Source organism: Metalysinibacillus jejuensis, assembly GCF_003057615.1.
Classification (GTDB): domain Bacteria; phylum Bacillota; class Bacilli; order Bacillales_A; family Planococcaceae; genus Metalysinibacillus; species Metalysinibacillus jejuensis.
In genome coordinates, this window is the sequence record NZ_QAFW01000105.1 from 1 (window position 1) to 2,462 (window position 2,462).

The 2,462-nt window shown below is 33.0% G+C and carries 2 protein-coding genes; both read left to right on the forward strand.

Going from position 1 to position 2,462, the window contains the following annotated elements; translation table 11 throughout:
• The first annotated feature begins 460 nt into the window (after nt 1-460).
• On the forward strand, nt 461-835 hold the full coding sequence (locus DDE80_RS14125; RefSeq protein WP_108308572.1) for a BlaI/MecI/CopY family transcriptional regulator: 375 nt from the start codon (nt 461-463) through the stop codon (nt 833-835).
• 12 nt (nt 836-847) lie between these two features.
• Complete coding sequence (locus DDE80_RS14130) at nt 848-2,146, forward strand: M56 family metallopeptidase (RefSeq protein ID WP_108308574.1); 1,299 nt, start codon at nt 848-850, stop codon at nt 2,144-2,146.
• Nucleotides 2,147-2,462 lie beyond the last annotated feature (316 nt).

The following is a 2,462-nucleotide window of genomic DNA, read 5'->3' on the forward strand; positions in this document are numbered from 1 at the left end:
CCTAAACGTTTTGAAAGTGTCGAATAGTCCACTGATTTTAAGCCGTGTGCGGGTGCAACATCCGCAGCGTGGCGCATACTTTTCCATTCAAATGTAGCAGCACCAACCAAGTAGTCTAAAAGTGTCGCTACATGACATTTACGAGCCGTATCTTCAAACTGAAACTCAGCTAGAATCCCGTCCAGCTCTTCCTGTGAAATAAAGTTTTGAAGTAATGTGAAAATCGTGGTATTCGCGAGCCTAGAGATTCCTCCTCGTAAATGTTGGTGTGGTAACTTACATTTTACATGGAATCTCTCTTTTTTATTAGTTTTTTATAGGAAAATTTAGTTAATCAACAGACGTGATAAATTAGATAAGTATTTAAACACTTCACATAACTCTTGACTTTAAATATTCAATGTAGTAAATTTTTTGTACTACAAATTGTAGTACAAAATTAAGAATAGGAGGTATACTTATGAAATCAGTTCAAAAAATATCCGAAACAGAATTAGAGCTAATGGAGGTAATTTGGGAATGTGATTTTCCTGTAACATCGAATGAGTTATTAAAATTTTTCACAAACAAAGGTAAAAATTGGAAAATACAGACAATTTCCACCTTTTTATCTCGACTTGTAGAAAAAAAATTTTTAATCGCTTCAAAAAATGGTAGAAATAACACTTATATTCCTTGTATTTCAAAAGAGGACTATAAGCTATTTGAAACACAAAACGTATTAAACAGTATTTATCAAGGGTCAGTTAGGAACATGTTATCTGCGCTCTATGATGGTGACAAACTATCAGACGATGACATTGCTGAATTAAAGCAATGGTTTTCAGAAAGGTAGGCTCTAACCTATATGGAGTATATTCTTAAACTGATTAGTTCCCTTACCATCGCTGGAAGTATTGTCGTAGGATTCATATTGTTACTACAGCTTATAAAACCTCATAATATTTCTGCAAAATGGAGATATACACTTGGAAAGATGGCTATTACATTCTATATATTTCCAATAGCAATAATCATGCAATGGTTCATATTATTAATCACTCCAGAACCATTTATAGAAGTAGTAACATCTAGCACTAAGCCCATTGCTCACGAAATTTTTGTAGGAAGCCAAATTGGAAGTATTACAGAACAACCTATATCTTCTAATCTAGTTCAAATATTATTAATTATTTGGGGGTTAGGTTTTTTAAGCGTTATTATTTGGCAAATATACTGTTATCAAAAGTTTACAAAAATCGTGAATCAAAACCTCTCTCCTCTTTTAAAGGATGGAGCAATCATGCAAAAATTGGTCTATTTTAAGCAAAGACTTGGGATAAATGGAACAGTTGATATTGCATATAGCCCTATTATAAGAAGTCCTATACTGATTGGATTGATAAAACCAAAAATAATATTACCTATTAGTAAAAATTTGGATATAGATATTGAAATGGTACTTCATCATGAATTGGTTCATTTAAAACGAAAAGATTTATTGGTGAAAATGCTTCTTTTAGTCGTGGGGGCGTTACACTGGTTTAATCCCTTTGTGTACATCTTGCGAAAAGATATTCATATATGGAGTGAGCTATCTTGTGATGAAGAAGTAGTAAAAGAAATGAGTTTTACTGAAAGAAAAAGGTATGGTGAAACAATACTAAGCGTTATGGCTGGTTCGAGAGATTTACCTGCTCGATTTTGTACGGCTTTATCTGGAGATGGACAACAATTAAAAAGGAGATTGATGTTTATGTTAAATGTTAAAAAAATGAAAAAATATTCAATATTTTTAACAACCATAGCACTTCTGATTATTGGAATTATAGGTACAACAACTGCTGTATGGGCTGCAAATAATTCGCCTATAGTAGGTATTGAACCAGAAAAACATGACGCAGTAGGAGAATTAAGCTTTAGCAATGGTAGCGAGCATAATTATATTTTTGAAGCCTTAACACCAATGCAACAAAAACATGTGACAAAAGAAATGGGTTATTACTATTTAAATAAAGAAGGCAACGTCATTCTTTATACAGAGGAAATAGAGACAGAGAATGTTCCATTTGAAGCTTTAAATACAGAACAGAAAAAGCAAGTTACAAAAGAATTAGGTTACTACTCAATAGCAGAAGTGAAGGAACTCACTAAAAATAAGAAGTAAGGAAGTATAAAACAAAAAAGGTTTCGGAATTCTTATCCGAAACCTTTTAAATTAATTAATGTACTGTAAAGCTACCTTTAACGGCTTTCCGAAAGAAGTCTCCCATCCTCAAGGATCCTCAAGGAATGTGAAGGTGCGAATAGCACCAATGAGTAGGTGGGAGATGAATTTCGGTTGGCTTTAGCCAACGTTATTTTTCTAAGCCTTTTCGCAATAATTCGAGAATAGTTGCTGTTCTTGTAGACAGTCCGTTTTCTTCTTGGTATTTATCTAATTTCTCGATAATTGATTTAGGCATACGAATTTCTACACGTTC